Raw genomic sequence first — 22270 nt, 5'->3', positions numbered from 1 at the left:
CCGGATCGGTACATAATTGCGGCCGGAACAGAGAACTGGGCTCTTCGTGATGACTACCGTATTCGACTACCAGCGCGCCTTTTCCCGCAACATCGGCTGGGTCTCGGCGGATGAGCAGGCGCGTCTGCGCCGCGCGCGTGTCGCCATCGCCGGGCTCGGTGGGGTGGGTGGGGGGCATCTGCTGACCCTGACTCGCCTCGGGATTGGCCGGTTTCACCTTGCCGACTTCGACCAGTTTGATGTGCATAATTTCAATCGTCAGGCCGGTGCGTTCATGTCGACGGTGGGTGAGAACAAGCTCGACGTGATGGCGAGCATGGCGCTGGAGGTCAATCCGGAAGCCGAAGTCGACCGCTTCCCGGCAGGGGTGACGGCAGACAACCTGGAGGCCTTCCTCGACGGTGTGGACGTCTACGTCGATGCGCTCGACTTCTTTGCGATGGATGCGCGCCGGATGGTGTTCAAGGCCTGTGCGGATCGCGGCATCCCGGCATTGACGGCCGCACCGCTGGGCATGGGGGTGGCGTTCCTGTACTTCAGGCCGGGCGGCATGAGCTTCGAAGAGTACTTTGGCGTCGAGGGGCAGGCGCGCAACGAACAGTTCGCGCGCTTCATCGCCGGTTTGTCGCCGGCGATGCTGCAGCGCACCTACCTGGCCGTGCCCGAGGCGGTGAACTTTGGCGAACAGCGTGGCCCGTCGACGGCCATGGCCTGTGAGCTGTGCGCCGGCGTGATGGGGACGGCGGTGCTGAAGGTGTTGCTTGGCAGGGGCGGGCTGCGTGCGGCGCCATGGGGCATGCATTTCGATGCCTACCGGCAGAAGCTGCGCTTCACCTGGCGGCCCCTTGGCAACCGCAACCCGCTTCAGAAGCTGCTGCTGGCTTTCATCCGGCCACGTCTGCACATGAAGTGAGGCGCAAAGAAGAAGCCGCTCCAGGGAGCGGCTTCTTTGGCCGGGCGGCTCGGGTTGGTGCGACCCGGCGACGTCTCAGGCGGCCTTGCGGCGACGCAGGCTGGCGCCGGCACCCAGCAGACCCAGTCCGAGCAATGCCAGCGTGCCAGGTTCGGGGACGCTCACCGAGATGGGCTCGGTGGTCACCGCGAATGCGAACTGCGCGGTGGTCGCCTGACCCTCTGCGGTCAGGAAGCCCTGGCAGATGTTGCTCGTTGTGGTGCTGTTCAGGGGCGCGCTGCCGAAGCCGAGGGCGGCGCACTGACCGTCGTTGAGGAAGGCGATCGGGCTTGCCGCGCCGCCTGGGCCGAGCACGAAGACCTGAGCGTAGTAGGTGATTCCGGCCAGCACGAAAGCCTGGTTCAGGTTGGGAAGACCCGCGAAGCCGAACAGGTCACCGCAGGGGGTGGTGGTGCCACCGGCACACGGGCCCGCATTGGACGTTTCGCGAAAGTCGAAATTGAAGGTGATGGTCGGGGCATTGACTGCGCCCGGATTCGGATCGCCGGCGGGATCCCATGCGGTGGGGGTGAGCGTCAGCGTATCGAGCAGGCTCCCGGTGAGCAGCGTGTTGTAGCTGGCGCTGATCGGGTTGTTCCAGTGCGTCAGCGAGATGCCGTTCGCTGTCACCAAGGGGACGGGGCCAATCGTGGTGGCGATGCTGCCGCTCACCGGGCCACCGCCAATGCGGGCGTTACCGGTGTCGCCCGAGCCGACGGTCAATGCGCTCCTGTCAGAAGTCGGACTCTGGAAGTCTGCCCCCGTCGCGCCCCATGACAGTTCATAAGGGGAGGTCGTCGTCGTTCCCGTGCCGCCTGTTTCATAGGTTGCGGCGATAAAGGTCGCGTTGGTCGAATAATTCCAGTTCGTTACCAGCGGTAGTGCGTTGGCGCTGCTGGCCGCGAAGCCCGCCGCGATCAGTGCGGCGACGGTGAGCGGCTTGACCGCCTTCAAGATCTGCATCCTGGCTTTCATTTTGCTTCTCCTCACGCGTGACGGTTGCGATTCCGTTCCTACGCTTTAGATGAAGCATGATCTGTGCCAAGAAAATAGGAAGCTATCTGGAATATGGCTTCATGCTGAATGAGGTGCTCAATGCGCTGACGGCAAATGAGAATTCGGATGCGTCAACAATTTCTGCCCAAAGTGGGTCGCGAATGGAATGCAGTTCAGGTCACAGGGAGTGTAAGAAAAGCCGACGCGGATCCGGCGTTCTGACCTAGCGTCCGACCATGTTGTCGCGATGAATCATCTCAGGCTCGTCGATGTAACCCAGCAGCCGCTCGATCTCCGCCGTCGGCCTGCGCGCGATGCGCCGGCACTCCGACGCCGAATAATTCACCAGCCCGCGCGCCACCTCCACGCCCGCGAGCGTGCGACAGGCCACCGCCGCGCCGCGCTTGAAGTCGCCGCGCACCTCGACCACGCCCACCGGCAGCAGGCTCTTGCCGCTCTTGAGCGCGGCCACCGCGCCGTCGTCGATGATCAGGTCCCCGGCGAGCTGCAGGTGGTCGGCGATCCACTGCTTGCGCGCCTGCAGCGGCGTGCTGCTGGCGTAGAGCAGGGTGCCGAGGGCCTCGCCCGCGGCCAGGCGCAGCAGCGGGTCGGCCTCGCGGCCGCTGGCGATGCAGGTGTGGGCGCCGCTGCGGGCGGCGCGCTGGGCGGCGCGGATCTTGGTGATCATGCCGCCCTTGCTGATCGCGCTGCCCGAGCCGCCGGCCATGGTCTCGTACTGGCGGTCCTCGGCGCGGCCCTCGGCGATCAGCGTGGCCGTCGGGTCCTTGCGCGGGTCGGCGGTGTAGAGCCCCTGCTGGTCCGTGAGGATGATCAGCGCGTCGGCCTCGATCAGGTTGGCGACCAGCGCACCCAGGGTGTCGTTGTCGCCGAACTTGATCTCGTCGGTGACCACGGTGTCGTTCTCGTTGATGATCGGCACCACGCCGAGCTGCAGCAAGGTGGTGAGCGTGCTGCGGGCGTTGAGGTAGCGGGTGCGGTCGGACAGGTCCTCGTGGGTGAGCAGGATCTGTGCGGTGTGCAGGCCGTGGCGCGAGAAGGCCTTCTCGTAGGCTTCGACCAGGCCCATCTGGCCGACGGCGGCGGCGGCCTGCAGCTTGTTCATCTCGTGCGGGCGCCGGGTCCAGCCCAGGCGCTGCATGCCGGCGGCGATGGCGCCGGAGGACACCAGCGCCACTTCGCGGCCTTCGGCGCGCAGCGCGGCGATCTGGCGCGCCCAGGCGTCGAGCGCGTCCTTGTCGAGGCCGGCGCCGTTGTTGGTGACGAGGGCGCTGCCGACCTTGACCACGAGGCGGCGGGCGTTGCGGATCTTGGTTCTCATCTCGATGCGTGCGAGGTCGAAGGGTCGGGAAAGGGGGGCAGGCGCCGGTCGGTCGCGGCCAGTGCCGGGTCAGGGTTCGATCAGGAGGCGCGCGCGCCATCCGGCCCGGCGTCGTCGCGGGCGTCGGCATCGTCGTCCGCCGCGTCCTCGGGCAGGGCGTCGTCGTCCTCGTCGCGCAGGGCTTCACTTTCATAGGCGGCGTCGGCGGCGGCGCGGGCGGCTTCGATCGCGGCCAGGCGCGCGGCTTCGGCGGCGTGGCGCTCGGCGCGCTCGGCCTCGATGCGCTCGCGCTCGGCGTCGAGGAAGTCCTGGATGGCGAAGATCAGCGCCTTGGTGCCGTCGCCCTTCAGCGCCGAGATCTCGAAGTGGCGCTCGACCGGGCCGTAGGCGTCGAGGAAGGCCTGCACGCGTTCGGCGCGCTCTTCCTCGGGGATGAGGTCGAGCTTGTTCAGCGCCAGCCAGCGCGGCTTGTTGTAGAGCGCCTCGTCGTACTTGCGCAGCTCTTCGACGATTGCCTTGGCGTCGGCCACGGGGTCGGCCTCGGGGTCGAAGGGCGCGAGGTCGACCAGGTGCAGCAACACATGGGTGCGCTGCAGGTGGCGCAGGAACTGGTGGCCGAGGCCGGCGCCCTCGGCTGCGCCTTCGATCAGGCCGGGGATGTCGGCGATGACGAAGCTGCGCGCCTCGCTGGTGCGCACCACGCCGAGGTTGGGCGCGAGGGTGGTGAAGGGGTAGTCGGCGACCTTGGGCTTGGCGGCGGAGACGCTGCGGATGAAGGTCGACTTGCCGGCGTTGGGCAGGCCGAGCAGGCCGACGTCGGCCAGCACCTTCAACTCCAGGTGCAGGTTGCGGAATTCGCCTTCCTGGCCCATGGTTTTCTTGCGCGGCGCGCGGTTGGTGCTGGACTTGAAGTGGATGTTGCCCAGGCCGCCGCGCCCGCCGCGCGCGATCAGCACGGTCTTGCCGTCCTCGTCGAGGTCGGCGACGAGCTCGCCGCTCTCGAGGTCCTTGAGCACCGTGCCGACCGGAAAGCGCAGCGTGATGTCCTTGCCGCCCTTGCCGTAGCAGTCGCGGCTGCCGCCGTTTTCGCCGCGTTCGGCGCGGAAGCTGCGGGTGTAGCGGTAGTCGATCAGGGTGTTGAGGTTGCGGTCGGCGACCGCATACACGCTGCCGCCGCGCCCGCCGTCGCCGCCGCTGGGGCCGCCCTTGGGGATGAACTTCTCGCGGCGGAAGGTGGCCGCGCCGTTACCGCCGTCGCCGGCGTAGACCTCGATGCGGGCTTCGTCAAAAAACTTCATGCCTGATCAACCTCTTCGTGGAGCACGCCGCACGGCGCGCCCCGGAAACAAAAAAGCCCTACCGCAAGGATAGGGCTTTTGTACTGCAATGCGATCGAACGCGTGCGATCAGGCCGCTTCCGGCACGATGATCACGGTGCGGCGACGCGACGGGCCCTTGATCGCGAACTGGACGGTGCCGTCCTTGAGCGCGAACAGGGTGTGGTCCTTGCCGATGCCGACGTTGTCGCCCGGGTGGTATTCGGTGCCGCGCTGGCGAACGATGATGTTGCCGGCGAGCACGAACTGACCACCGTAGCGCTTGACGCCGAGGCGTTTCGATTCCGAGTCGCGGCCGTTACGCGAACTACCGCCAGCTTTTTTGTGTGCCATGTCGGATTACCCCCTTCGCCTTAGGCCGAGATCGCTTCGATGCGAAGCTCGGTGTAGTTCTGACGATGCCCCTGGTGCTTCTGGTAGTGCTTGCGGCGGCGCATCTTGAAAATCTTGATCTTGTCGTGACGGCCGTGGGAAACCACGGTCGCCGTGACGGAAGCTCCGGCCACAACGGGCGTGCCGATCTTGACGGCATCGCCTTCGCCGACCATGAAGACCTGGTCGAGAGTGATTTCGGAACCCACGTCGGCCGGTATCTGTTCTACCTTGATCTTTTCGCCAGCAGCAACGCGATACTGCTTGCCACCGGTTTTTATCACCGCGTACATGGTGTTACTCCAGTTGATGAGTCTGCAAAGAATCGCGCACTATACGAATGCGCCGCGCGAAAGTCAATGAAAACAATGCCCCGGGCGCTTGTTTCAGCCTCCTGAGCAGAGTGTAAAGAAATCCGACACCCTCCCGCTGCGCCCGGGCGGCTGCGGATCAGGCCTCGGCCAGCGCCGGCAGCAGCGCGTCCAGCGCCTGGTGCTCGGTGCGGTAGTTCGCCCGCTCGCCGATGCGCGCCCACAGGCCGTCGCGCTCCATGGCGTCGATGACCTGCTTCTTGAGGCCGCAGAAGGCGATCGACTGGCCTTGCGCGTGAAAGCGCTCGAACAGGCCGGCGAGCGTGTGCAGCCCGGTGGCGTCGATGTCGTTGATGCCGGCGGCCGACACCAGCACGATCTTCACGCCTGGCTGCGCGCGCGCCGCGCCGAGCATGGCGTCCTCGAAGGTGGCGGCGGTGACGAAGCTGAGCGGGCTGTCGAAGCGCAGGATCACCAGTGCGGGGTGCGGGTGGGGCAGCTCGAAGCGCTCGCGGTCGCGGTAGGTGCCGTCGGCGTGCAGGCCGAGCAGGGCGACGCGCGGGCGCATGCTGCGGTACACCAGCAGCGCCAGCGACAGCATCAGCCCGGTGAGGATGCCGTTCTGGATGTTGGGCGCAAAGGCGAGGGTGGCGACGAAGGTGACGGCGGCGCCGGCGCCGTCGTCGCGGCTGCTGCGCCAGGCGCGCGCGAGCACCTTGAGGTCGATCAGGCTGACCACCGCCTGCAGGATCACCGCTGCCAGCACCGGCTTGGGCAGGTGCCACAGCAGCGGCGTCAGGTAGAGCAGGGTGAGCAGCACCACCGCAGCGGTGACGAGGGACGACAGGCCGCTGCGGGCCTCATTGACGTAGTTGAGCGCCGAGCGCGAGAACGAGGCGCTCACCGGCATGCCACTGCTGAAGGCGGCGGAGATCTTGGCCAGGCCCTGGCCGATCAGCTCCTGGTCCTGGCTCCAGGCCTGGCGCGTGCGCCCGCAGATGAGCTTGGCACTGGAGGTGGCCTCCATGAAGCTGACCATGGCGATGACGAAGGCCGCCGGCAGCACGGCGGCGATGAGCTCGGGGCGCAGCGGCGGCAGGCTCAATGCCGGCAGCCCGCCCGGCACCGCGCCCACCACCGCGCCGCCGCCCGCTTCGAACCCGGTCCACGCCGACAGCGCGGTGGCGCCGGCGACCACCAGCGGTACGCCGGGCAGGCGCGGCCACAGGCGCTTCGACAGCAGCAGGGCGGCGAGGCTGCCGAGACCGAAGGCGACCGAGGGCAGGTGCAGCGCCGCCATGCCGCCCAGCGCATTGGCGAAATCCAGCATCAGGTGTTGCGAACTCCTCATGTCGAGGCCGAGCAGGGGCGGAATCTGGGTTAGGCAGATGATCAGGGCGGCGGCATTGACGAAGCCCATCAGCACCGGCACCGACAACAGGTTGAGCAGCCAGCCCAGGCGCAGCACGCCGAGCCCGAGCTGGATCAGGCCCGACAGCAAGGCCAGCAGCAGCGCCAGGCCGACCAGATCGCCCCCCGCCTGGCCCGCCAGCGGCAGGATGCTCGCGCCCACCAGCAGGCCGGTGAGCGCCACCGGGCCGGTCGAGAGCTGGCCGCAGGAGCCGAACAGCGCCGCGACCACTGCCGGGATCAGCGCCGCATACAGGCCGACATGTGGCGGCAGGCCGGCGAGCTTGGCGTAGGCCAGGGCCTGCGGGACCATCACCAGGGCCACCGTGAGGCCTGCCAGCAGATCGCCGCGGACGCCGCCAGCACGCCACTGCGCGGGCCAGGCGAGAAACGGCAGCAGGCGGTGCAGGCGCGGGGTGGGAGGCATCGGAGGCGCGGGGGCGGGCCGCTGAGCGGCGCCGGCGTGTCGAAGGCGATGGCGGCGATGTTAAAGACAAAACCGGCGCGGGGCACGGTTTGCCCATTCTGATCCGCGCGTCGTGCGAAATTTCACGTTCCGTGTGTTTGCAGGCGGCTGACCGTGGCGATCGGCACGCCGGCAAGGCGGGCGGGTTGCTATGATCCGCTGCAGCCTCCAATAACGAAAACCATTCTCTCCAGTTTCGTCTCCCATGTCCTTCACCGCCGAAACCTGTGTTGCCATGCATGCTGGCGACCGCAAGGAACAGCAGGATCGCGTCGCACTGTTCGGCCACCCGAAGAAGCCGGGCATGATGATGGCCGTGCTTGCCGATGGCATGGGCGGACACAGTGGCGGTGCGATGGCGGCCGAGCAGGTGCTGATCCGTGCGCGCCAGAACTTCGAGGTCTATGCGCCGCTGCACGAGACGCCCGAGCACCTGCTCGGCAGCGTCATCGACGAGGCGCACACGGTGATCAAGCTCACCCGCTTCACCAGCGAGCAGGACCCGCACAGCACGGCGGTGGTCTTCCTGCTGCAGAACGGCAGGGCCTACTGGGCCCATTGCGGCGACTCGCGCATGTATCACTTCCGCGGCACCACGACGGTGTCGCGCACCGCCGATCATTCGCTCGTGGGCGAGCTGCAGCGCAAGGGTCGGCTGGACGAAGCGGGGGCGCTCAATCATCCGCAGCGCAACGTGCTGCTCGCCTGCCTGGGCAGCGAGCGCGAACCGCGCATCGAGCACGGCCGCGAGGAGGCGCCACACGCCGGCGACTGCTTCCTGCTGTGCTCGGACGGCCTGTGGGCCTACTTCAGCGATTCCGAGCTGGCCTCGACCTTGCAGGAGCTGCCCCCGCGCGCCGCCGCCGAGCGCCTGATCTCGCAGGCCCGCCAGCGCGCCTGCGGCGGCGGCGACAACATCGCGCTGGCCATCGTCAAGCTCGTACCGGCACCCCCCCAGCCCTTCCGTCCCGGCGCGCGCTGAGCGCCCGCATCGACGCCGACCTCGTGCATGGCAGGCACGCGGGCGCGGCTGTGCGCGCGCGCGGATGGTGCATTTGGATGATTACGCCTGCCCGGATTGCCGGTAATATGGCCTTCGCGTCGGCTCCTGGCGCTGCAAGCGCGGGGCAGGGAGAACTAACAAAGAGGGCGGCCGGCGCTTCTTTCGATTCTGTGTTGATACCGTTCTACAGGGAGGAATACGCCCATGCCTCTGATCATCGGAGTGCTAGCGGAGACCCATCCCGGCGAGCGACGCCTGTCCGTCGTGCCGGATGTGGTCAAGAAATATCAGGGCCTTGGTGCCCAGGTGGTGATGCAGAAGGGCGCCGGCAAGGCCGCGCACTTCCGGGACACCGATTTTGCCGACGTCAGCTTCGTCGATAGCGCCGCCGAAGTGTGTGCGGCCGCCGACGTGGTGTTCTGCGTGCAGGCCCCGCCGGCCGAGACGATCGCCGCCATGAAGCCGGGCAGCGTGCTGTGCGGCATGCTGCAGCCTTGGTCCAGTGCCGAGCGCGCGAGCCAGCTGGTTGACGGCCAGCTGACGGCGTTTGCGCTCGAGCTGCTGCCGCGCATCTCGCGCGCCCAGAGCATGGACATCCTGTCCAGCCAGGGCGCGGTCGCCGGCTACGAGTGTGCGCTGATCGCCGCCGACCATTCGCCCAAGTTCTTCCCCATGCTCACCTACGCCGCCGGCTCCATCCGTCCGGCCAAGGTGCTGGTGATCGGTGCCGGCGTCGCCGGCCTGCAGGCGATCGCCACCGCGCGCCGCATCGGCGCCATGGTCGAGGCCTATGACGTGCGTCCCGAAACGCGCGAGCAGATCGAGTCGCTCGGCGCCAAGTTCGTCGACACCGGCGTGTCGGCCGCGGGCACCGGTGGCTATGCGCGCGAGCTCACCGACGAGGAAAAGGCCAAGCAGGCCGAGCGCCTCGCGAAGGCGGTGGCGCAGTGCGATGCGCTGATCACCACCGCGGCCATTCCGGGCAAGGCGGCGCCGAAGATCATCACCGCCGACATGATCGCGCGCATGAAGCCGGGCGCGGTGGTCGTCGACATGGCTGCCGAGACCGGCGGCAACGTTGAGGGCACGGTCGCTGGCGAGAAGGTGTGGATCAATGACGTGCTCGTGATCGGCCCGACCAACATCGCCAGCCGCATGCCGGTGCATGCGTCCGAGATGGTGGCCAAGAACCTGTTCAATTTCATCTCGCCCTTCATCCGCGACGGCGCGCTCGCGCTCGACTGGGAAGACGAGGTCCTGTCCGGCAGTTGCCTGACGCATGCGGGCGAAGTTCGCCACGCCGGCGTCAAGCAGGTGCTCGGCCTGTAAGGGAGGACACGCCATGGATGGCTTTACCGCGTTGTACATCTTCGCGCTCGCCGCGTTCACCGGTTACGAGGTGATCTCGCGCGTGCCGGTGATCCTGCATACCCCGCTGATGTCGGGGTCGAACTTCGTGCACGGTGTCGTGCTGATCGGCGCCATGGTCGCACTCGGCCATGCCGATCCGGAAGACCCGGTGCAACTGGTGATCGGCTTCCTCGCCGTGTTCCTCGGCGCGGCCAACGCCGCCGGTGGCTACATCGTCACCGAACGCATGCTCGGCATGTTCAAGGCCGGCGGCCGCAAGGAAGGGGGTGTCAAATGACGTCTAACTGGTTCGTGAGCATGGCGTACTTCATCGTCGCCGTGGTCTTCATCCTCGGCCTCAAGGCGATGGCCTCGCCGGTCACCGCGCGCAAGGGCATCGTGTGGGCGGGCTTCGCCATGGTCGGCGCGACCGTGGTGACCTTCTTCATGCCCGGCCTCAACAACGTCGGCCTGATGGTGCTGGCCATCGTGCTCGGCGGCGGCGTGGCCTGGTACAGCGGCAAGATCGTCAAGATGACCGACATGCCACAGATGGTCGCCATCTACAACGGCATGGGCGGCGGCGCGGCCGCAGGCATCGCCGCGATCGAGCTGGTGCGCGGCGTGCAGCACGACGCCATCACCTCGACGCTGCTCGCGCTGGGCGCGATCATCGGCGCGGTGGCCTTCTCCGGCTCGTGCGTGGCCTTTGCCAAGCTGCAGGGCCTGATGAACAAGGCGATCCGCCTGCCGCAGCAGAACAACGTGAACTTCTTCCTGACGCTGCTGACCTTCGGCGTGGGCCTGACCGTGGCCTACTCCGATGCGCCCGGCGGCTTCGAGATCTTCCTGTTCTTCGTGCTCGCGCTGGCGCTCGGCGTGGTGCTGGTGATGCCGATCGGCGGCGCCGACATGCCGGTGGTGATCTCGCTGCTGAACGCCTTCACCGGCCTGGCGGTGGGCTTCAAGGGCTTCGTCATCGGCAACCCGGCACTGATCGTGGCCGGCATCGTGGTCGGCGCCTCGGGCATGCTGCTCACCCAGCTGATGGCCAAGGCGATGAACCGCCCGATCAGGAACATCATCTTCACCCCGCTCACCGGCGCGGCGGCCGAAGGCGGCGAGGCGGTCGAAGGCACGATGCGCGAGCTGTCGTCGATGGATGCGGCGGCGCTGATGCGCTACGGCCAGAAGGTCATCATCGTGCCGGGCTACGGCATGGCGGTGGCCGGTGCCCAGCACAAGGTGTGGGAGATGGCGCAGCTGCTCGAGGAGGGCGGCGTCGAGGTGGTGTTCGCGATCCACCCGGTCGCGGGCCGCATGCCCGGCCACATGAACGTGCTGCTGGCCGAGGCCGGCGTGCCCTACGACAAGATCTTCGATCTCGACGAGATCAACGCCGACTTCGCCCAGGCGGACGTGGCGCTGGTGATCGGCGCCAACGACGTGGTGAACCCGGTCGCGCGCACCGACAAGTCGAGCCCGATCTACGGCATGCCCATCCTCAATGCCGACATGGCGCAGAACGTCATCGTCGTCAAGCGCGGCAAGGGCGCGGGCTACTCGGGTATCGAGAACGCGCTGTTCTACAAGGACAACTGCCGCATGCTGTACGGCAGCGCGCAGGAAGCGATCGGCGAAGTGATCCAGCACGTGAAGACGCTGGAGGCCTGATGGAAACTCCCGCCAGCCGAAGGTGGGCGGGGGTGGTTCAAGTCTGGCGCGTGGCGGGCCGTTACCGGGGATGTCGTGTTTCCGGGAGCGGCCCGTTGCGTTTCAGGACTTCTTTGTTGTTGATCTGCCTTGCCGCATGGGCCGGGCTCGCCGCTGCGCAGGCGCCGGTGCAGGCCCGGCCGGGCGAGGCGCCCACGCCAGCGCCGGCTCAGCCGCCGCTGCAGTCCATTCAGGATGGCGCCGCGGATGCTGCCGCCGCGCGCGAGACGCCGGCATGGCGCAGCACCGCGGGCTACCCCTTTCCGGCGCTGGCCGACACGGTGGCGCGCATGCAGCATGTCGCCCAGGCGATGCAGCTGCGCGAGTACTGTGCGAACCAGCGCCTGGCGGATGAGTTCGTGCGCGAGCGCCTGCAGCGTTTCAGCCGCCTCACCGGGCGCGAGGAAGACTGCCAGACGCTGCTCGACTACTGAGCGCTGGCGGCGAGGAAGGCCTCGAACTCGCACGCCGGCATCGGCCGGCCGAACAGCGGGCCCTGCTGCAGCTGGCAGTCGAGCGCGCACAGGAAAGCCTGCTGGCCCGGTTCCTCGACGCCGCGCGCATATACCTCCAGCCCCAGCGTCGCGGCGAGGCCGCTGATGGCCTCGACCACCGCCTCGCTGTCCTCGCTCCTGCCCACGCCGCGTACCAGCGCGGGGTCGAGCTTGATCGCCTTCAGCGGATAGCGCCGCAGGCGCGGGATCGAGGACAGGCCACGGCCGAAATCGTCCACCGCCAGGCGCACGCCGATCTCGGCCAGCCTGCGCAGGGTCTCGGCAAGGTTGCTGCCGTCCTCGGCCATCACTTTTTCGTCGAGGTCGAGCTCGAGCCGCTGCGGAGGAAGGCCGCTGCTGCGCAAGCTGGCCGCGACGCGCTCGGCAAAGTCGCCATGGATCAGCTGCTCGATGCCGACATTGACCGTCAGTCGCGGCGTGCTGCCGCTGGCCGTGGCCGGCCATTGGCGGGCGAGGCGGCAGGCCGCGGCCAGTACCCAGTCGCCGACGCGGGCGAGCAGCGTGGGGTCGCTCACCGCGCCGATGAAGCGGCGAAAGGGCAGCAGGCCGAGTTCGGGGTGTTGCCAGCGCAGCAGGGCTTCGCCGGCGCACACCTGGCCGCTGCGGGCGTCGATCAGGGGCTGGAAATGCAGCAGCAGTTCGTCCGCCTCGAGGGCCTGGCGCAGGTCGTTCTCGAGGTAGGCCATGTCGAAGCCGAGGCTGTCGGCGAGGCCGTTGAAGAACTGGTGATTGTTGCCACCCAGGCGCTGCGCTTGGCCGAGCGCCGTGCGCGCGTGGCGCAGCAGCGTGTCGAGTTCGCGGCCGTCCTGCGGGAACAGGGCGATGCCGGCGCTGGCGGTGAGCTGCAGGCTGTGCGCGCCGAGCGCGAGCGGCTGCGCCACGGCGGCCAGCAGCGCATCGGCGACGCGGCCCGCGTCGCCGGGCAGGTCGAGCTCGGGCAGCAGGACCAGGAAGCTGTCGCTGCGCTCGCGCGCCACCAGCGCGCGGCTGCCGCCGGCCTGGTTCAGGCGGTGGGCGAGGTGCTGCAGCGCCGCGTCTCCCACGGTGTCGCCGTGGGCGCGATTGACGGCCTTGAAGCCGTCGATGTCGATGCGGAGCACGCCCATGCTGGTGCGCTGCGCCAGGGCGCGGGCGACGCCGTCGTCAAAGCGTGCTTCCAGCAGGCGGCGGTTGGGCAGGCCGGTGAGCAGATCGTGACAGGCCAGGTACATCGCCCGCATGTCGGCCTTGTCGTCCTGCGCCGGTTCGGCCTCGGGGCGGGGGAGGCGGCGCGCGCGCGCGGAGCCACGGGCGGGCGCGGCGGGGCCGGTGCGCGCCGGTGCGGTGGGCGCAGCGGGGCTGGTCGCGGCGAGGGCGGTGCCCGCCTGCGCAGCCGGGCGCGCGCCGGGGGCGCTGAGGATGATGGCGTGGATGCCCGGGCGCAGACGGGGCGCGGCGACGAAGTCGAGCGAGCACAACTCGCCGCCGGGCAGCGCGAAACTGAGCGTGCCGCGCTTCTCGCCCTGGATGAGGACGCGGGCGCGCGCGGCGAGGAAGGCCTCCTCGCTGGGAAACAGCTCGGTCAGCGGCCGGCCCGCCACCTGGCGGTAGTCACGCTGCAGCAGCCGGCAGGCGGCGCTGTTGGCGTCGAGGATGACCTCGTCGCCGGTGATGATCAGGCCTTCGTCGAGGAGTTCGAGCAGCGCCAGGTAGACGCCGGTCTCCGCACCCTCGGAAAGGTCGGGCACGAAGGGGTCGGGCGAAGAGGGCTCTGGCGAGGAGGGCAGGCCCGGTGGGCGTCCTGTGGGGTTCACTGGCGGCAGCGTGGAGGTGGGATCAGGCAGTGGGATCAGGCCTTTACGGCATCGACCCCAGAATACTTGATGCGCGGCTGCCGCCGAGGACGGAATAGGCGGGGCGGGCGGGCCTATTTCCGCCCCGGATGGGTGGGTTTCCCGAAGGGGTGGGCTTACTTGCGGCCCAGGCCGCCGAGCAGCACCGCGATCGGACGCTGGCCGCGGCGCAGGGGGTCGGGCTTGGAGGCGGCCACGCCGGTCGCTGCGGTGTCGGGGCCAAGCAGCGGTGCGACGGGGCTGACCGGCTCGTAGGGCTTGCTGAAGTCGAAGCCGTCGGCCGCGATCGTCGAACGCCCGCGCCGATTGGCGCCGCGCGCGCCTTCGCGACTGCTGTCGCGCCCGCCCTCGCGTGCGCCGGGGCGCCGGCCGTCCGGCGCGCGTTCGCGCGTGGCGGCGCCTTCGGCCTGCTCGGCGGGGGCGGAGCGGCGGCCGCGGTGGGCGCGCGAGCCGGCCTCGTGAAAGTCCGGGTCGGGGTCGAAGCCGGGCACGATCTCCTGCGGGATCTGGAACTTGATCAGCTTCTCGATCTCGTTCAGCCAGTGCTTTTCCTCCGCGCTGACGAGCGAGATGGCATTGCCGTGGTGGCCGGCGCGGCCGGTACGGCCGATGCGGTGCACGTAGTCCTCGGCCGTGTGCGGCAGCTCGAAGTTGATGACGAAGGGCAGCTCGTCGATGTCGAGACCGCGCGCGGCGACGTCGGTGGCGACCAGCACGCGCAGCTTGCCCGACTTGAAGGCCTCAAGTGTCTCGGTGCGCTGCTGCTGGCCCTTGTCGCCGTGGATGGCGTCGGCCGAGATGCCGGCGCGCTCGAGGTAGTGGGCCAGGCGCCCGCACATCAGCTTGGTATCGACGAAGACCAGCGCCTGGGTGTCGGGCTTGTGGCGCAGCAGGTGGGCGAGCAGGTTGCGCTTCATGCCCGAGGACACCGGGTGCACGACGTGGGTGATGGTCTCCGACACCATGTTGCGGCGCGCCACCTCGATCAGCTGCGGGTTCTTCAGCATCTGGTCGGCGAGCTTCTTGATCTCGTCCGAGAAGGTGGCCGAGAACAGCAGGCTCTGGCGCTGCTTGGGCAGCAGGGCGAGGATGCGCTTGATGTCGGGGATGAAGCCCATGTCGAGCATGCGGTCGGCTTCGTCGAGCACGAGCACTTCGACCTGGGACAGGTTGATCGACTTCTGCTCGACATGGTCGAGCAGCCGCCCCGGGGTGGCGATGACGACCTCGATGCCGCGGCGCAGTTCCATCTGCTGCGGCTTGATGTCCACGCCGCCATAGACGCAGATCGAGCGCAGCGGCAGGTGTTTGCTGTAGGTCTTGACCGACTCGAACACCTGCATCGCCAGCTCGCGGGTGGGGGCGAGGATGAGCGCGCGCGTCTGGTGGCGGGCCGGCGAGGTGCTGGTGTTGGCGTGGCGGGCGATGCGGTGCAGCAGCGGCAGGGTGAAGCCGGCCGTCTTGCCGGTGCCGGTCTGGGCGCCGCCCATGACGTCATTGCCGGCGATGACGATGGGGATGGCCTGGCGCTGGATCGGCGTCGGCTCGGTGTAGCCGGCGTCGGCGACGGCTTGCAGCAGTTCGGGAATGAGGCCGAGATCGGCGAAACTCATGGGCGCCTTTGCATTGAGTGCAGCCCCGCTGCAAAGGTGCGCGCGACTGCCGGAGTGGGAAAGCCCGGATTATACACGGCACGAAAAATCGTTTACCGCACAGGGGCTTCCCATCCCCGCGCGCGGCGGTGGGCGCAGCCTACTTCTTGAGCATCAGGAAGGCGGTCACTTCCTCGCGGTCGTGGTAGAGGTGCTTGATGCGCAGGTCGAAGGGGCCGACGCTGTTGAGCCGCTTGCGGATCAGCTCGCGGCACTGCTCGACCGCCTCGACGCGGCGCTTCATCGGCAGCTTGAGGTTGAAGATGGCGTAGCGGCAGCGTCCGGTGGCAACCCATTCGGCCATCAGCGAGGCGATGCGGCTGGGCTGCTCGACCATGTCGCACACCAGCCAGTCCACCGGCCGATGGGGACGCCAGGTGAAGCCGTCGGCGCGCAGGTGCTCGACCATCTCGGTGGCCATCACCGTGTCGCGCAGCGGGCCGTTGTCGATGGCGGTGACGCGCAGTCCGCGCTGCACGAGCTGCCAGGTCCAGCCTCCCGGGGCGGCGCCGAGGTCCACCGCGCGCTGGCCGGCGCGCAGCATGGTCTCGCGTTCGTGGTCGTCGAGCAGCACCATGAAGGCTTCGGCCAGCTTCATGGTCGAGCGGCTGGGCGCGCTCGAGGGCATGCGCAGGCGCGGGATGCCCATCGGCCAGCTCGAGCACTGGCCGGGCTGGCCGGCGGCGAGCCAGGCGGTGGTGGCGTCGGTGAACAGCACGTGCAGCACCGGCAGGCCGGCGCGGCTGGTGCGCAGGCAGCCGGCCTTTTCCAGGGCCTTGGTCAGCGGCTCGGTGAAGCGCTTGCAGAAACCCGAGCGCTGCTTGGCCTCGTCGGTATCGGGCGTCTCCAGCAGCACGCCGGAAAAGCGCTGGCCGCTGGCCTTGACCGCGTCGACGAGGGGGGTGGCGCGGTCGCGTTCGGGCAGCGCCTCCACCCGCGCGAACCAGGGCAGCAACTGGCGCGCGAAGCTGGCGCGCTGCCAGTCGGTGGCATTGCCGAAGCTGCCCAGTGGCGTCGGCTCGAAGGTCTCGTACACGACGTAGCCGGTGTCGGGCTCGGCGCGGACGAAGCCGATCAGTCCGGCCTCGGCAGCGAGGTCGTCGACCTCGGCGGCGAGTTCCTTCTCGAAACCGGCGCGGCAATAGCCGAGCAGGCCAGCGCAGTTCAGGCCGGCGGCGGGGGTGTGCTGATTCATTGGGCGAGGGCGCGCAGGCGCTGAAGTATGATTGGGCCCGGGTCTGCAGGACGTGCAGGATCTGCAGGGCGGGGCCGAGGCCCCCGATGATAAGCCGCCGCGGCCTCACTGGCGAGCCCGGCGCCCGCGCCGGGCGCCGGGGCTGGGCGCAGATGGGACAGGAGCGTGGATCAGCAAGCGTGAAATGGGCTATCGCCCGCTGGGCGATAAGGGCCGCCGGTGTCGGCGATCTGCCTCGGTACGATGACCTTCGGTCAGCAGAACAGCGAGGCCGAGGCGCGCAGCCAGCTCGATCTCGCCCTCGAGCGCGGCGTCAACTTCATCGGACGGTGCCGGGCGAGGGGGCGTCGCCTGGCGTCGATGCCTCGGCCGGCAGCGGCGTGACGGCAGGGGTTGGCAGCTGGGTGAAGCGCGACGGCACGACCTCGAGCTTGTGCGCCATCATGTAGTCGTTCATGTCGCGCCAGCCGGCGAACACGGCGGCCTTGTCCGCCGAGCCGTTGAGCGTGTAGCAGTCTTCCAGCGAGCGCCCGGCGTGACGGCAGGCGCTGCCGATGGCACGCCCTTCGGCCTCCATGCGTGCGGCGTCGCGCGCTGGGTTGGGCAGCTCGAGCAGCTCTGCGATCTGTTCGCAACCGGCCACCAGCGGCAGTAGTGCGATCAGGACGAGGGCGGGCAGCGAAGGACGCGAGGCGGGACGGCGCATGGCGGGAGGGGGCGCGGGGTCGTTGTCGAAGGGGTGCGCTGCGGCGCCGCTCGGTGATGGCGTTGAAGCGCTCTGATCCCATTAACGGCGGCCGTGACGGATTCTTGAAGACAGGCCCGCAAGTTACATCCGGGGCGTTCGTTTCGTGAGGCGGCGACACTATAATTCCGCTGCCTCCGGGCCGTCGGTCCGGGCTTCTCGTCATGTGTGTCAAGTCTATGAATAAAAAGCGTTTCAAGGGTTTGGTCGGGGTGGTCGTGGCGTGCGCAGCGGTCTGGCTGCCCTTGTCGGCGACGGCGGCCGCCGCGTCCCAGCAGGTCGAGCTCTTCCATCGTCTGCCCGAGAGCCGGGCGGCCGCGCTCAACGACCTCGTCGAGCGCTTCAATGCGCAGTCGAAGGACGTCCGCGTCGTGCTGAGCGACGCCGACTGGCGCGCGCGCACCGCGCCGCCCCATCTGCTCATCCTGGAGGGCGACGACGAGGACGAGTTCGTCGCCGGCAAGCCGCGCTTCAAGCCGCTGCACGCGCTGATGCGCGAGAGCGGAGTGGCGCTGCAGACCGTGCGTCCGCCGGCGATGATGACGCGCACCCCGGTGGACGCCCAAGGCCGCCTGCTGGCGCTGCCGATCGGCCTGTCGACGCCGGTGCTGTTCGTGAACCGCGACGCCCTGCGCCGTGCCGGCATGAACCCGGAAACGACCCAGGTCAACACCTGGTTCGAACTGCAGGAGACCCTGGGTCGCCTCGCCGACGCCGGCCACACCTGCCCCTACACCGTGTCCGAGCCCGGACGGGTGATGGTCGAGAACCTCAGCGCCTGGCACAACGAGCCGGTGGCGGCGGTGCGCGACAAGCGCACCGTGCCCAGCTTCAACGGCATGTTCCAGGTCAAGCACGTGGCGATGATGGCGAGCTGGACGCGCGCGCGCTACCTGCACGTGTTCAATGAGCAGGGCGAGTCCGAGCAGCGCTTCGCCAGTGGCGACTGCGCGGTGATTGCCGCACCGTCGGCGAGCTGGGTGGATTTCCGCCGCAGTGGCACGCTGGACGTCGGCGTATCGCGCCTGCCCTACTACGAGGACTTTCCCGGCGCGCCGCAGAACACCGTGGCCGACGGCCCGGCGCTGTGGGCGGCGGCGGGCAAGAAGCCTGCCGAGTACAAGGCCATTGCGCGCTTCATCAGCTTCTGGCTGCAACCCGAGAACCAGGTCGCCTGGCAGCGCGAGACCGGCTACCTGCCGCTGAACCGGGCCGGGCTGCTGGCGTCGCGCAGCGAGCTGCTCGGCGACGATCTCGAGAACGTGCGGGTGGCGGTCGAGCAACTGACGCACAAGCCGGCGACGCCGCAGTCCTCCGCCCAGCCTGCGGTCGAGCGGCAGAAGGTGCGCCGCATCCTCGACGAAGAGCTTGCCGGCGTGTGGGCGGACGAGAAGGCCGCCAAGGAGGCGCTCGACAACGCCGTGACGCGCGCCCAGGGCGGCAACTGAGCGCGGCCCGGGACGCGGGCGCCGCGCCCGGCGCGGCTTGACGCCGCGCGCGCGCGGCGCCTACCATCCGCCTTTTTCCGCGAGCGTGTCCGCCTTGTCCGTCAAGCAGCTTTTCGCGCCGATCGCCGCCGACATGCAGGCGGTGGATGCCGTCATCCGCGACCGCCTCCATTCGGATGTCGTACTCATCCGCCAGGTGGCCGAATACATCATCCACAGCGGCGGCAAGCGCCTGCGCCCGGCGCTGGTGCTCTTTTCCGCCGGTGCGATGGGCTACAAGGGCACCGAGCACCACGAGCTCGCCGCCGTGGTCGAGTTCATCCACACCGCCACCTTGCTGCACGACGACGTGGTCGATGAGTCCGACCTGCGCCGCGGCAACAAGACCGCCAATGCCCTGTTCGGCAATGCGGCCTCGGTGCTGGTGGGCGACTTCCTCTACTCGCGCGCCTTCCAGATGATGGTCGGGGTCGAGAACATGCGCGTGATGCGCGTGCTCGCCGACGCCACCAACGTCATCGCCGAGGGCGAGGTGCTGCAGTTGCTCAACTGCCACAACGCGGACGTGGTCATCGACGACTACCTGCGCGTGATCCGCTACAAGACGGCCAAGCTGTTCGAGGCCGCCGCACGACTGGGCGGCATCCTGGGCGGCGCCGACGAGGCGCTCGAAGGCCGGCTGGCCGAGTTCGGCATGCATCTGGGCACCGCATTCCAGCTCATCGACGACGTGCTCGACTACTCGGCCGACGAGGCCGACACCGGCAAGCACCTGGGCGACGACCTTGCCGAGGGCAAGCCCACGCTGCCGCTCATCCATGTCATGCAGCACGGCACGCCCGAGCAGGCGGCGACGGTGCGTAACGCCATCGAGAACGGCGGTCGCGACGATTTCGCTGCGGTGCTCGCCGCGATTCAGTCCACCGGCGCGCTCGAGGTGACGCGACGCCACGCGCAGGCCGAGGCCGAGCGCGCGATCGAAGCACTTTCCGCGCTTCCCCCTTCCATTTTCAAGGACGCGCTGCTACAATTATCGGACTTTGCAGTTAGGCGAACTTACTGATATAGTAGCGGGCTTGGCAGCAAGGCAAGAAAGTGTCGGGGAATAGCTCAGCCTGGTAGAGCACTGCGTTCGGGACGCAGGGGCCGGAGGTTCGAATCCTCTTTCCCCGACCAAAAATTCGGCTGGAATCGGCAGTTCAGCGCTGATCGATTCCGCAACAAGGTGGCGCAGACTTTCAAGAGTCCTGCGCCATTTTTTCGTCTGTACTCCGCGACTGGGGTCATGCGTGCGTAATTGCGCGCCTGATCCGGTGGCCTGCGCAGTATCATCGCGCATCGTTTTTCCGACGCGGCGAGGGCCTCGGCCTGGGTCGCCATCATCGACGGCTCAGACCATGTCGTTACCTCGCCTCTTCGCGCCGCTGCGCGTCGTGCCGGCGCTCGCCGCCTGCCTCTGCACCGGTGCCTCCCTCGCGGCTGCGCCCGGCGATCTGGTGCGCCTGCTGCCCCTGTCGCTGGAAGACCTCATCAACACGCCGGTGGTGACGGCCTCGCGCCGATCCGAGGCGCGCGACCACACGCCGGCGCACATCATGGTGATCACGCGCGAGCAGATCCGCGAGCGCCGCTACCGCAACCTCGCCGATCTGCTCGAGGATCTGCCGGGTGTGGACTTCATGCGCGGGACCAAGTCCTCGACCTTCAACAACTTCAGCGTGCAGGGCTACAACAGCAACAACAAGCTGCTGATCATGCTCGATGGTGTGCGCATCGACCATCCGGCCGGCGGCAAGATTCCGGTGGCGGAGAACTTCGCGCTCTTCCAGGCGCGCCAGGTCGAGGTCTTGTACGGCCCGGCGGCGGCGCTGTATGGGGCCGACGCGGTGGCCGGGGTGATCAACATCATCACCGACCGCCCGGCCGCGGCGAACGAGAGCTGGGTTTCGGTGGGGGCAGGACGCTTCGACAGCCGCGAGGCCAGCTTTCTTGCCTCTGCCCGCGCGGGTGAGCAGCTTGCCTTGACCGTGGGCGGTCATCGCCAGGCGAGCGACCGCGCGCCGCTCGACCGGTACTACCCGGCCGACTTCCCGCGCGTGGATGCGAAGACCTTTGGCGGCAATGTGGTCGTGCCGGCGGCGGCGCGCGAGGCCTATGCGGGCGACATCGCCAGTCACAGCGTCTTTGCGCGCCTGGATGTGGGCGATGCGCTCTCCCTTGGCCACTACCGAAACTTCTTCCGCCAGCTCACCAGCACGGGCGACCGCCCGGACAGCGCGCTCTATCTGCGCGATGCGCGTTGGGAAACGCTGACCGAGACGACCTATGCACGGCTGCGTTTCGAGCTTTCGCCCGACCTCAGGGGGGAGCTGCTGGTCGATCACTCCGAGCTGGAGGTCGATCCGCGCTCCAAGTACCTCAATGTCTTCACCGGCTTCCAGGACAAGGGCTATCTGTACGCCAGGTCGCGCCGCACGGGCATCGAGCAGTCGCTCGACTGGCGCTTCTCCGACCACCACAGCGCCCAGGCCGGTCTGGGCTACAACGACTATGATTCCTTGCTGACGCCCGATCTGCCTCGGCCTTACGACCGCGGTCGCGGGCCGGCGGACCAGGGCCTCAGCTATCCCAACACCACGCTGCCGATCCAGATCGGCGAGGCCCGTTATCACAACGTGCATGGCTATGCCCAGCTCCAGTCGGACTGGGGCGAGGCCTGGTCGACGATGCTGGGGCTGCGCTACGACGACCACTCCGCCTACGGCAGCAGCCTCAATCCGCGTCTTGGTGCCGTGTGGCGAGCGAGCGAGCAGCATGTGTTCAAGGCCCTGGCCGGCAAGGCCTTCCGTGCGCCCTCGCCGGAGGAGTCGCTCGGCACCTTCGGTTCGTTCACCGGCGACCGCGATGCGCAGGGGCGCTACCTCGGCCAGGGCTTCCGGGTGCCCAACGACCGTCTCGAACCCGAGGTCGCGCGCACCTACAGCCTGACCTGGGACTGGCGTCCGCGGTCCGACCTGAACTTCATCACCAACGTCTACCACAGCCGCATCCGCAACCTCGTCGTGACCCAGAACCAGAGCGTGCCGACCCAGTTCATCGACGGCGCGGTGCTGCGTGACACCACGGTCAAGGGCAACGCGGGCGAGGAGGTGCATCGCGGTCTCGACTGGATCGCGCAGTGGCGCTTTGGCCTCGGTGAGCGCTGGGACGGCGATGTGTGGGGCAGCTTCAGCTGGGTGGATGGCGATATCCGCGAGCTCGACGACGGCCCGCGCAGCGAGCTCAGCTACGTCGCCCGGCGCAAGCTCAAGCTCGGCGCCACCTTCCGCTACCTCGACCGGCTGACGATCACGCCGCGCCTGCGCTGGATCGACGACACCGCCACCGGACGCAACAGCCGGGTGCTGGACGGCAAGCGCCTCTCCACGGACGCTCATGTGGTCGCTAGCCTGCACATCGGCTGGCATCGTCTGCTCGACGGCAAGGCCAGCCTGTGGCTGGACATCGACAACCTGTTCGACCGCCGCTACGACGCCGCGCACGGTTCGGCCAGCACCACCTTCGTCGACATGCCGCAGCAGCCGAGGACGTGGATGGCCACGCTCGAGTACCGCTTCTAGGGGCGCGCGCGTCG

General features: G+C 68.5%; 19 protein-coding genes and 1 tRNA gene. 10 read left to right on the top strand and 10 right to left on the bottom strand.

Annotated elements, in window-relative coordinates; all coding sequences use genetic code 11:
• Positions 1-49 precede the first annotated feature (49 nt).
• Positions 50-913, top strand: a complete 864-nt coding sequence (locus PLC66_RS14610) for a ThiF family adenylyltransferase (protein WP_324541655.1) — start codon at positions 50-52, stop codon at positions 911-913.
• 75 nt (positions 914-988) lie between these two features.
• Here PLC66_RS14610 and PLC66_RS14605 read toward each other — a convergent pair whose 3' ends face one another.
• The 6 genes from PLC66_RS14605 to PLC66_RS14580 all read right to left on the bottom strand — a co-directional run bounded on the left by PLC66_RS14605 (position 989) and on the right by PLC66_RS14580 (position 7144).
• Positions 989-1927 carry a THxN family PEP-CTERM protein gene (locus PLC66_RS14605; protein WP_324541653.1) on the bottom strand — a complete coding sequence of 313 codons (939 nt, stop codon included), beginning with the start codon at positions 1925-1927 and terminating at the stop codon, positions 989-991.
• 244 nt (positions 1928-2171) lie between these two features.
• A complete protein-coding gene (proB, locus tag PLC66_RS14600; RefSeq protein ID WP_324541651.1) occupies positions 2172-3287 on the bottom strand; it encodes a glutamate 5-kinase in 1116 nt (371 codons plus the stop codon).
• A gap of 80 nt (positions 3288-3367) precedes the next feature.
• Positions 3368-4585, bottom strand: coding sequence for an Obg family GTPase CgtA (cgtA, locus tag PLC66_RS14595; protein ID WP_324541649.1), 1218 nt, complete (start codon positions 4583-4585; stop codon positions 3368-3370).
• 108 nt (positions 4586-4693) lie between these two features.
• Entirely contained in the window at positions 4694-4957 is a 264-nt protein-coding gene (gene rpmA, locus PLC66_RS14590; RefSeq protein ID WP_324541647.1) for a 50S ribosomal protein L27, read from the bottom strand.
• 20 nt (positions 4958-4977) lie between these two features.
• Positions 4978-5289 carry a 50S ribosomal protein L21 gene (gene rplU, locus PLC66_RS14585; protein ID WP_324541645.1) on the bottom strand — a complete coding sequence of 104 codons (312 nt, stop codon included), beginning with the start codon at positions 5287-5289 and terminating at the stop codon, positions 4978-4980.
• A 157-nt stretch (positions 5290-5446) separates the two neighbouring features.
• The gene (locus PLC66_RS14580; protein ID WP_324541643.1) at positions 5447-7144 is read right to left on the bottom strand and encodes a SulP family inorganic anion transporter; all 1698 of its coding nucleotides are present in this window, start codon (positions 7142-7144) and stop codon (positions 5447-5449) included.
• A 244-nt stretch (positions 7145-7388) separates the two neighbouring features.
• On the opposite strand from PLC66_RS14580, the gene PLC66_RS14575 reads away from it, so the two are divergent.
• The 5 genes from PLC66_RS14575 to PLC66_RS14555 all read left to right on the top strand — a co-directional run bounded on the left by PLC66_RS14575 (position 7389) and on the right by PLC66_RS14555 (position 11683).
• Positions 7389-8165: a PP2C family protein-serine/threonine phosphatase gene (locus tag PLC66_RS14575; RefSeq protein ID WP_324541641.1), complete on the top strand. Its 777-nt coding sequence runs from the start codon at positions 7389-7391 to the stop codon at positions 8163-8165.
• A gap of 225 nt (positions 8166-8390) precedes the next feature.
• Positions 8391-9515 (top strand): NAD(P) transhydrogenase subunit alpha, encoded by a 1125-nt coding sequence (locus PLC66_RS14570; protein WP_324541639.1) that lies wholly within the window; start codon positions 8391-8393, stop codon positions 9513-9515.
• 13 nt (positions 9516-9528) lie between these two features.
• The gene (locus PLC66_RS14565; protein WP_324541637.1) at positions 9529-9834 is read left to right on the top strand and encodes an NAD(P) transhydrogenase subunit alpha part 2; all 306 of its coding nucleotides are present in this window, start codon (positions 9529-9531) and stop codon (positions 9832-9834) included.
• Complete coding sequence (locus PLC66_RS14560) at positions 9831-11210, top strand: NAD(P)(+) transhydrogenase (Re/Si-specific) subunit beta (RefSeq protein WP_324541635.1); 1380 nt, start codon at positions 9831-9833, stop codon at positions 11208-11210. Before PLC66_RS14565 ends, PLC66_RS14560 begins: the two co-directional genes overlap by 4 nt.
• 116 nt (positions 11211-11326) lie before the next feature.
• A complete protein-coding gene (locus PLC66_RS14555; RefSeq protein ID WP_324541633.1) occupies positions 11327-11683 on the top strand; it encodes a hypothetical protein in 357 nt (118 codons plus the stop codon).
• On the opposite strand, the gene PLC66_RS14550 is transcribed toward PLC66_RS14555, so the two are convergent.
• From PLC66_RS14550 to PLC66_RS14530, 4 genes are all read right to left on the bottom strand, one after another.
• The gene (locus PLC66_RS14550; protein ID WP_324541631.1) at positions 11677-13557 is read right to left on the bottom strand and encodes a putative bifunctional diguanylate cyclase/phosphodiesterase; all 1881 of its coding nucleotides are present in this window, start codon (positions 13555-13557) and stop codon (positions 11677-11679) included. The two genes, PLC66_RS14555 and PLC66_RS14550, sit on opposite strands and share 7 nt — an antisense overlap.
• Before the next feature lie 155 nt (positions 13558-13712).
• Positions 13713-15209 carry a DEAD/DEAH box helicase gene (locus PLC66_RS14545; protein WP_324541629.1) on the bottom strand — a complete coding sequence of 499 codons (1497 nt, stop codon included), beginning with the start codon at positions 15207-15209 and terminating at the stop codon, positions 13713-13715.
• Positions 15210-15348: 139 nt separating this feature from the next.
• Positions 15349-16443: a 23S rRNA (cytidine(2498)-2'-O)-methyltransferase RlmM gene (rlmM, locus tag PLC66_RS14540; RefSeq protein ID WP_324541627.1), complete on the bottom strand. Its 1095-nt coding sequence runs from the start codon at positions 16441-16443 to the stop codon at positions 15349-15351.
• Positions 16444-16762: 319 nt separating this feature from the next.
• Positions 16763-17149 (bottom strand): hypothetical protein, encoded by a 387-nt coding sequence (locus PLC66_RS14530; RefSeq protein ID WP_324541625.1) that lies wholly within the window; start codon positions 17147-17149, stop codon positions 16763-16765.
• A gap of 218 nt (positions 17150-17367) precedes the next feature.
• Between PLC66_RS14530 and PLC66_RS14525 the strand changes: the two genes are divergently transcribed.
• From PLC66_RS14525 to PLC66_RS14510, 4 genes are all read left to right on the top strand, one after another.
• Positions 17368-18636 carry an extracellular solute-binding protein gene (locus PLC66_RS14525; protein ID WP_324541679.1) on the top strand — a complete coding sequence of 423 codons (1269 nt, stop codon included), beginning with the start codon at positions 17368-17370 and terminating at the stop codon, positions 18634-18636.
• Positions 18637-18730: 94 nt separating this feature from the next.
• Positions 18731-19699, top strand: coding sequence for an octaprenyl diphosphate synthase (ispB, locus tag PLC66_RS14520; protein ID WP_324541677.1), 969 nt, complete (start codon positions 18731-18733; stop codon positions 19697-19699).
• 36 nt (positions 19700-19735) lie between these two features.
• Positions 19736-19812: transfer RNA gene (locus PLC66_RS14515), tRNA-Pro, on the top strand.
• Positions 19813-20033: 221 nt separating this feature from the next.
• Complete coding sequence (locus tag PLC66_RS14510) at positions 20034-22256, top strand: TonB-dependent receptor plug domain-containing protein (RefSeq protein WP_324541623.1); 2223 nt, start codon at positions 20034-20036, stop codon at positions 22254-22256.
• Positions 22257-22270: the final 14 nt, after the last annotated feature.

It is taken from the genome of Thauera sp., from assembly GCF_035444905.1.
Lineage (GTDB): Bacteria > Pseudomonadota > Gammaproteobacteria > Burkholderiales > Rhodocyclaceae > Thauera.
This window is presented reverse-complemented; position numbering and strand designations above follow the sequence as displayed.

Coding starts and splice junctions, on each gene's coding strand:
- PLC66_RS14610 (WP_324541655.1), top strand. CDS start 50: ATGACTACCGTATTCGACTACCAGCGCGCCTTTTCCCGCAACATCGGC.
- PLC66_RS14605 (WP_324541653.1), bottom strand. CDS start 1,927: ATGAAAGCCAGGATGCAGATCTTGAAGGCGGTCAAGCCGCTCACCGTC.
- proB (WP_324541651.1), bottom strand. CDS start 3,287: ATGAGAACCAAGATCCGCAACGCCCGCCGCCTCGTGGTCAAGGTCGGC.
- cgtA (WP_324541649.1), bottom strand. CDS start 4,585: ATGAAGTTTTTTGACGAAGCCCGCATCGAGGTCTACGCCGGCGACGGC.
- rpmA (WP_324541647.1), bottom strand. CDS start 4,957: ATGGCACACAAAAAAGCTGGCGGTAGTTCGCGTAACGGCCGCGACTCG.
- rplU (WP_324541645.1), bottom strand. CDS start 5,289: ATGTACGCGGTGATAAAAACCGGTGGCAAGCAGTATCGCGTTGCTGCT.
- PLC66_RS14580 (WP_324541643.1), bottom strand. CDS start 7,144: ATGCCTCCCACCCCGCGCCTGCACCGCCTGCTGCCGTTTCTCGCCTGG.
- PLC66_RS14575 (WP_324541641.1), top strand. CDS start 7,389: ATGTCCTTCACCGCCGAAACCTGTGTTGCCATGCATGCTGGCGACCGC.
- PLC66_RS14570 (WP_324541639.1), top strand. CDS start 8,391: ATGCCTCTGATCATCGGAGTGCTAGCGGAGACCCATCCCGGCGAGCGA.
- PLC66_RS14565 (WP_324541637.1), top strand. CDS start 9,529: ATGGATGGCTTTACCGCGTTGTACATCTTCGCGCTCGCCGCGTTCACC.
- PLC66_RS14560 (WP_324541635.1), top strand. CDS start 9,831: ATGACGTCTAACTGGTTCGTGAGCATGGCGTACTTCATCGTCGCCGTG.
- PLC66_RS14545 (WP_324541629.1), bottom strand. CDS start 15,209: ATGAGTTTCGCCGATCTCGGCCTCATTCCCGAACTGCTGCAAGCCGTC.
- rlmM (WP_324541627.1), bottom strand. CDS start 16,443: ATGAATCAGCACACCCCCGCCGCCGGCCTGAACTGCGCTGGCCTGCTC.
- PLC66_RS14530 (WP_324541625.1), bottom strand. CDS start 17,149: ATGCGCCGTCCCGCCTCGCGTCCTTCGCTGCCCGCCCTCGTCCTGATC.
- PLC66_RS14525 (WP_324541679.1), top strand. CDS start 17,368: ATGAATAAAAAGCGTTTCAAGGGTTTGGTCGGGGTGGTCGTGGCGTGC.
- PLC66_RS14510 (WP_324541623.1), top strand. CDS start 20,034: ATGTCGTTACCTCGCCTCTTCGCGCCGCTGCGCGTCGTGCCGGCGCTC.